The sequence below is a fragment of the Streptomyces sp. NPDC054866 genome, from assembly GCF_053610745.1.
The window spans coordinates 22,376-29,506 of the sequence record NZ_JBSGZA010000007.1 but is presented as its reverse complement, the minus strand read 5'-3'; the positions used below and the strand labels follow the sequence as shown (position 1 = coordinate 29,506).

Genomic DNA, 7,131 nt, shown 5'->3' with positions numbered 1-7,131 from the left:
GCCGACCAGGAACCCGCCGTCCGCTGTCCGCGAGGACCGACACCCGAGGACTGACACTGATGCTGACCGACGTGCTCTCCGTCGACGTGGCCAAGGCCCTGGCCGCCGCGGACGAATGGCTGAGCGAGTACATCCGCCGACCGCACGGCGAACTCGGACGCACCGGCCCGGTGTGCCCGTTCGTCGAACCCGCCCAGCGTGCCGGCGCGCTGGAGATCCGCGTCAGGCTGATCGGCCCCACCCCGAGCCAGACCCTGATCGACGAGATCGTCCGCTGTGGCCTCGACGAGTTCAGCGAGGTCGACTGGAAGTCCGGCAACCCGAATCTGCGCTCGCTGCTGCTCGTCCTGCCGGACCTGCCGACCGAGCACCTGCACCTGCTGGACGCGGCGCACACCGCGCTGAAGCCGGAGAGTGTGCGGCGGGGGCTGATGATCGCCCAGTTCCACGAGAAGTGCGAGGAGAAGGCCGCGCGCAACCCGGCGTTCGAGGTGAGCCACTCCCCGGTGCCGATGATGGCGGTGCGGTCGATGGCGATCCACGACGTGCTGTTCCTGGCCGACCGGCGGGAGTGGTTCGAGGAGTACGCGAGCCGCTTCGGAGCCCGCTACCGCAGCGGTTCGCACGGCATCGACCCGTTGCTGACCGAGGTGTACGAGCGGGCCTGTGCCGCCTACGCGCCGGGGAGCTGAGCGCATGCGCGACGCACGGCCGGCCGGAGGTGCCGTGTACCGGGGCATGGACCAGGCCACGCTGGACCGGCAGTACTCGCCGAGTTCGCGCGTGGCGAGCCTGGACGCCTACCTGCGCGAGTACGAGCGGCTGAGCGAGGCCGCCCGCCGGGACCACCCGGTGCGGACCTCTCTCGCCTACGGGCCGCACCCGGCGGAGAGGCTCGACTACTTCCCCGGACCGGCGGCCGGGCGGGCGCCGCTGCTGGTGTTCGTGCACGGCGGGAACTGGCAGGCACTCGGCCGCGCCGAATCGGCGTTCTGGGTGCCGCCGTTGCTGGCCGCCGGCGCGGCGGTCGCGGTGATCGAGTACGGGCTGGCGCCGGACGTCGGCCTGGACACCATGGCGGGCATGGTGCGCCGGGCCGTGGACTGGCTGCTGCGGCACGCGGACGGGCTCGGGTTCGCCCCGGACCGCCTCCATCTGTGCGGCACCTCGGCCGGCGCGCACCTGGCCGCCATGGCCCTGCTGCCGGATACGCCGGCCGGCCCGGACGTGTCCGGCCGGATCGCCGGGGCGGTGCTGCTCAGCGGCATGTACGACCTGGAGCCGGTCCGCCTGTCCTACGTCAACGACGCACTGCGGCTGGACGAGGCCGCGGCCCTGCGCAACAGCCCGATCCTTCGACTGCCGACGCGGCTGCCCGCGACGGTGGTCGCCCGCGGCGGCAACGAGACCGAGGAGTACGTCCGCCAGCACGACCGGATGGTGACGGCGCTGCGCCCCTGGGCAGCGGTGACGGACGTCGTCGCCGATCGGCGCGACCACTTCGACCTCCCCTACGACCTGGGCGTGCCGGACACCGAGCTGGGCGACGCGGTCCTGGCGCAGATGGGACTGGAAGGAACGACCGCATGACCACCGAACAGACCACCCCGAGCCCCGCGTGCCCGTTGTCCGTCGGATCCCCGTCGGACACGACCCCGTACGCCCACTACGCGCGGATGGACGAGCTGCTGGCGTTGCAGCATCCGCTCAGCTCGGCCCGTACCGAGCCAGGGTTCATCATCATGAGCCAGGTCAAGGAGCTGCTGTTCAAGCTGCTGCACACCGAATTCAGCACAGCGCGCGACCAGTTGGCCGACGACCTGCTCGACGACGCGCTGTGGACGCTGCGCCGCGCCGCGCGGGTGCAGCAGGTGTTGCTGGTGTCGTGGGAGACGTTCTCCGTGCTGTCCCCGGCGGAGTTCGCCGAGTTCCGGGACGTCCTGGGGTCGGCCTCCGGCTTCCAGTCGGCCGGCTACCGGCGCCTGGAGTTCCTGCTCGGCAACAAGAACCCCGCGATGGCCGCGCCGCACCGGAACACGGCGGGCTACGAGGCGGTGATCGGCCAGCTGCACGAACCGAGCCTGTACGACGCCGCGCTCGCGCTGCTGGCGCGCCGCGGGCTGCTCACGCCCGACGACTCCCCGGACCGGGACGTCACCCAGCCGTACCGCGGCGGCGCGGAGGTCGAGGAGGCCTGGCGGGCGGTCTACCAGGACCCCGTCCGCCATCGCGACCTGCATCTGCTCGCCGAGGCGCTGATGGACACCGCCGACCAGTTCGCCCGCTGGCGCTACACCCACCTGGTGACCGTGCAGCGGATGCTGGGCGCCAAGCCCGGGACCGGCGGCACTGAGGGCGTGGCCTGGCTCGCCCGGATCAGTGAGCACCGTTTCTTCCCGGAATTGTGGTCGGTGCGCTCCACGCTCTGACCGGGCCACCCACGGCCTCCCCGCGGACGGCGGGGACACGCGGACACGGACGATACGAGACAGAAGGAGGGCCGATGGGGAGTGGGATCTCGCGCACGGTGGCCGAGGAACTGGACGCGGACGATCCGCTCGCCGCGTTCCGCGAGCGGTTCGTCATCGCCGATCCAGAGCTGATCTACCTGGACGGCAACTCGCTGGGCCCGCTGCCCGCCGCCACGCCGGAGGTGCTGCGGGAGGTGGTCGAGGAGGGCTGGGGCGGCGGACTGGTGCGGTCGTGGCAGGGCTGGATCGACTGGGGCGCCCGGCTCGGCGACCGCCTGGCCGAGCACGTGCTCGGCGCCGCGCCCGGCGAGGTGGTGATCTCCGACTCCACGTCGGTCAACCTCTACAAGCTGGCGGCCGCCGCCCTGGACGCGGCACCGGGGCGCGGCACTGTCCTGATGGACGCCGAGGACTTCCCGACCAACCGGTACATCGTCCAGGGCCTCGCCGAACAGCGTGGGCTGCGGCTGGTGCGGCTGCCGTCCGACCTCGACGGGGGCCTCGACCTCGACGCGCTGCGCTCGGCGCTGAACGGTGACGTCGCGCTGGTGGTGCTGTCCCTGGTGTCCTACCGAAGCGGCGCGCTGCTGGACATGGCGCAGGTGAACGACCTGGCCCACGCGGTCAGCGCGCGGGTGGTGTGGGATGTGTCGCACGCCGCCGGGGCCGTCCCCGTGGACCTGGCCGGCACCGGCGCGGAACTCGCCGTCGGCTGCACGTACAAGTACCTCAACGGCGGCCCGGGTTCACCCGCCTTCCTTTATGTGCGCCGCGATCTGCAGTCCCGGCTGCGGCAGCCGGTGTGGGGCTGGTACGGGCAGTGCGGGCAGTTCGAGATGGGGCCCGACTACGACCCGGTGCCGGGCATCGAGCGGTTCTTGGTGAGCACCCCGCCGCTGGTGTCGCTGGCGGCGATCGATCCCGCCCTCACCCTGGTCGAGGAGGCCGGCCTGGCGCGGATCCGGGCCAAGGGGCTGCGGCTGGGCCGGCTGGCCGACGATCTGGCGGACGCCTGGCTCACTCCGCTGGGTTTCCGGCCCGCCTCGCCCCGCCCGCCGGAGCGGCGCGGTTCGCATCTGTCCCTGTACCACCCCGATGCCTGGCGGATCTGCCAGGCGTCGGCCGCGGACGCGAAGGTCGTCTGCGACTACCGGGTCCCGGACCGGCTGCGTATCGGTCTGTCCCCCCTGGTCACCCGGTTCACCGACGTCTGGGACGCGTTGGCCCGTATCCGCGATGTCGTGGCCGATGGCGCCTACGCCTCCCGGCCCGTCGGCCTCGCCCGGGTGACCTGACCTCCGCTTCCCCGCACACCACCCTCTCCACCTCAGCCGATTCGGAGGGCCCATGGCTCACGCATCCCCGCTCACCACCGACGGACTGGTACAGATCCTGTTCGGCTCCTCGGCCTTCCAGATGCTCCGCGCGGGCAGCGACCTGGGCCTGTTCACCCTGCTGCACCGGCGACCGGGCCTGACCCCGCCGGAGATCGGCCGGGAACTCGACCTGGAGGAGCGGCCGGTACAGATCCTGCTGCTCGGCACCACCGCCCTCGGACTGACGGTGCGTCAGGGCGGCGGTTACGAGAATGCCGACGTGCTGAACGGCCTCTTCGCGGAGGGTACTTGGGAGATCATCGAGGATCTCGTCGAGTACGAGGAGCGGATCGTCCGGCCCGCCGAGGTGGACTTCATCGCGTCGCTGCGCGAGAACACCAACGTCGGCCTGCGACGGATCAAGGGCACGGGGGAGGACCTCTACCACCGGCTGTCCGCGGACCCCGAGCTGGAGCAGCTGTTCTACCGCTGCATGCGGTCCTGGTCCCGGCTGTCCAACCCCGTGCTGGTCGAGAAGGCCGACCTCACCGGAGTGCGGCGCGTGCTCGACGTGGGCGGCGGCGACGGCGTCAACGCCATCGCCCTCGCCCAGGCCAACCCCGGCGTGGAGTTCACCGTGCTGGACCTGCCCGGCACGGTGGAGATCGCCCGCAAGAAGGTCGCCGAGCACGGTCTGTCCGACCGGATCTCCGTGCGGGCCGCGGACATCTTCGCCGACACCTACCCGACAGGCCACGACTGCGTGCTCTTCGCCAACCAGCTCGTGATCTGGTCACCGCAGGAGAACATACGGCTGCTGCGCAAGGCGCACGCGGCGCTGCCGGACGGCGGGCGGGTGCTGGTGTTCAACGCCATGTCCGACGACAGCGGGGACGGCCCGCTGTACGCGGCCCTGGACAACGTGTACTTCGCGACGCTGCCGGCTGCCAGCAGCACGATCTACCGGTGGGGCCAGTACGAGGAGTGGTTCGCCGCGGCCGGGTTCGTGAAGCCCGAGCGGCTGCCCGGCGGCCGGTGGACGCCGCACGGCGTGATCAGCGCGGTCAAGTGACGCCCCAGCGGGTACCGGAGCCGATCATGTCTTCCACGTTCCAGGACGCCCCGTCGGCCGGTGGGGGAGCGGCGTACCCCGCCGGCCCGCACCTGATGGACCCCGACCTGCTCGCCGACCCCTTCGGCGGTTACGGTCGGCTGCGCGAGCGGGGCCCGGTCGTCCGCGGCCGTTTCGTCGACGGCACTCCGGTTCGTCAACACCCCTTCCCACGTCCCGGCGCGCCGGGAGCTGGAACGCGCCCGGCTGCCCGGCAGTTGGCGGCTGAACGCGTTGCGCCTGCTGCTCGGCACCTGAAGTGACCACAGCACTCTTCGGACCATGAGGTGAGCGCAGCACTGAGGGCTCCACAGTCCGCACTGTGGAGCCCTCAGCCCTGGGGGGGGGTGGCGGGAGTTGCGTCGTCGTCAGATGTCAGGTGGGTCGTGCCCCACGGCGATGGCCTGGGCGGGGCGGGACAGCGCGGCCTGGGTGACCTGCCGCGGGGGCGTCAATGGCCGAGCTCGTGCGCGGTGGCACGGTCGAGCGCCAGCCGGACCCACTCCTCGAAGTCGCGGTCTCCCCTCGACGCGGCCTCCCGCCAGCGCTGGACACGGTCACAGGGGGCGCTGATCCGGAGCTGGCTGGCCTGCGCGGGTCTGGTCGGCCGGTTTCCTCTGCGGCCCTCCCGTAGCCGCAGTCGGAGCTGGTTCCGTGACCAGCCGTGCTGCTCCGCCTGGTCGAGCCAGGTGTCGGCCTCCGCCGGCGGCAGGGAGGCGACCTCGGCGTGGTGGCCGAAGCTCAGTGTCTCGCGCCGACGCCAGAGCTCGAAGTGGCGTGCCACCCACGCGTAGTTGCGCAGTGTCTGGTAGTCGAGGCCCGCGGCCTGGACTCCGGTCTGGTAGCGGTCTGCGTAGCGGTCCTGGCCGTAGACGAGCCAGTCGCCCAGGCACCAGGCGGAGGAGTCGGCGATCTGGAAGATGTGCTGCCCGGCCTTCTCCCATCGGTCGTACGTGAGGCTGGTGGGTATCTTGAGGCCGACCCGGGTGGTGAAGATTCGTTCCTGCTCGCTGGGTCTGCGAGGGCGGGCCGCCTCGGTCGCTCGGCGGCCGACTGGTAATTGACGGTCACTCCGGTCGTGCTTTGCTATGTGCTGCACCGGCTTTCTCCTGAAATCGGGGCGTGATGTATCTCGCACCATTCATCGCGCCCTCGAGCCGTTAAGGGCGCAAGCTCTAAAAACGGTAGTCACCGTCCGAGATACCGTCAATGAATATTTTCGGCCGGAGATGGCCGGTTGGGGTGCAATCGGCTTCGATACTGACCGCTTCGGGAGTGCGGTAGGGGTCGAATCGTGCGGGCCCGCCCGAGCCCGCACGACCCCGTCAGGGGGTGCCGGGCGAGGCGTGGAGCGTGCCGTCGGAGTCCGTCCGCGCCGCCGCCTCGACGCTGTCGAGGAGTAGGTCCAGGCCCACCCGGAACGCCTCCTTCGCCTCCTGTTCCATGTGTGACGCGGCGCCGCCCGCCTCCGCCTCGGTCATGGCGGCGAGACTCGCGGTCGATTCCAGGGCCGCGAGGGCGGGGAAGCGTTCGGTGAAGTCGGGCGCGAACTCCGCGAGCAGCGCGGACCGCTGGGCCCACCACTCCTCGTCGGGCACCCCGGTCTGCGGCGCCGCCTGCCGGTGTTCCGTCGCGACGATGGCCATACCCCGCACGAACTGGGACAACACCGCGATGACCCGTTTTGCGTGCAGGGGTTGCAGGCCGATTCCACCCAGGATCCGCACCACCGTTTCCAGCCGCGCGTACTCGTTCGGCCCGAGTACGGGTCGGGCCTGCGAGACCTGGAGGACCCAGGGGTGGCGCAGATAGAACGCCCAGGCGTCGTCGGCCCAGTCGATGGCTGCCGGCCGCCACCCCGCGCTCGTGTCGTACTCCGTGGGCAGTTCGGCCAGCGCCTGGTCGTGCATGAGGTCGACCAGTTCGCTCTTGCTCGGCACGTACGTGTAGAGGGCCATGGCGGTCCGCCCGAGCTGGGTCCCGACCGCCCGCATGGACAGGGCCGTCATTCCCTGTTCGTCCGCCACCGCGATACCCGCGGCCACGATCGTGTCCACGTCGAGTCCGGGTTTGGGACCGGGTTTGGATCCGGGTTTGCGAGCCGGCCCCCCGGATTCGGCCGATCGCCAGAGCAGGGACATGGACCGGCGGGCATCGCCCTGTCCGGCGAAAACAACCACCTTGCAACTCCTTACTGCATAAAGTAACCTCACCGGCGCAACTCTTTACGCTG

Annotated in this window: 8 protein-coding genes; 6 read left to right on the top strand and 2 right to left on the bottom strand. The window is 71.1% G+C overall.

The features are described 5' to 3' along the window. Window positions 1–59: 59 nt before the first annotated feature. From ACWGI2_RS31060 to ACWGI2_RS31035, 6 genes are all read left to right on the top strand, one after another. Window positions 60–692 (top strand): DUF6875 domain-containing protein, encoded by a 633-nt coding sequence (locus tag ACWGI2_RS31060; RefSeq protein ID WP_453698948.1) that lies wholly within the window; start codon window positions 60–62, stop codon window positions 690–692. A 4-nt stretch (window positions 693–696) separates the two neighbouring features. Continuing rightward, complete coding sequence (locus ACWGI2_RS31055) at window positions 697–1,590, top strand: alpha/beta hydrolase (protein WP_453698946.1); 894 nt, start codon at window positions 697–699, stop codon at window positions 1,588–1,590. Then, complete coding sequence (locus ACWGI2_RS31050) at window positions 1,587–2,429, top strand: tryptophan 2,3-dioxygenase (protein WP_453400446.1); 843 nt, start codon at window positions 1,587–1,589, stop codon at window positions 2,427–2,429. Before ACWGI2_RS31055 ends, ACWGI2_RS31050 begins: the two co-directional genes overlap by 4 nt. Before the next feature lie 74 nt (window positions 2,430–2,503). After that, complete coding sequence (locus ACWGI2_RS31045; RefSeq protein WP_453698944.1) at window positions 2,504–3,766, top strand: kynureninase; 1,263 nt, start codon at window positions 2,504–2,506, stop codon at window positions 3,764–3,766. A gap of 52 nt (window positions 3,767–3,818) precedes the next feature. Beyond that, window positions 3,819–4,859, top strand: coding sequence for a 3-hydroxy-D-kynurenine methyltransferase AcmL (acmL, locus tag ACWGI2_RS31040; RefSeq protein ID WP_453400448.1), 1,041 nt, complete (start codon window positions 3,819–3,821; stop codon window positions 4,857–4,859). Window positions 4,860–4,885: 26 nt separating this feature from the next. Beyond that, entirely contained in the window at window positions 4,886–5,161 is a 276-nt protein-coding gene (locus tag ACWGI2_RS31035) for a hypothetical protein (protein ID WP_453698943.1), read from the top strand. 188 nt (window positions 5,162–5,349) lie between these two features. Here ACWGI2_RS31035 and ACWGI2_RS31030 read toward each other — a convergent pair whose 3' ends face one another. Both ACWGI2_RS31030 and ACWGI2_RS31025 read right to left on the bottom strand, forming a co-directional pair. Then, window positions 5,350–5,997: an LmbU family transcriptional regulator gene (locus ACWGI2_RS31030; RefSeq protein ID WP_453400450.1), complete on the bottom strand. Its 648-nt coding sequence runs from the start codon at window positions 5,995–5,997 to the stop codon at window positions 5,350–5,352. A gap of 226 nt (window positions 5,998–6,223) precedes the next feature. After that, entirely contained in the window at window positions 6,224–7,078 is an 855-nt protein-coding gene (locus ACWGI2_RS31025; RefSeq protein WP_453698942.1) for a TetR/AcrR family transcriptional regulator, read from the bottom strand. Window positions 7,079–7,131: the final 53 nt, after the last annotated feature.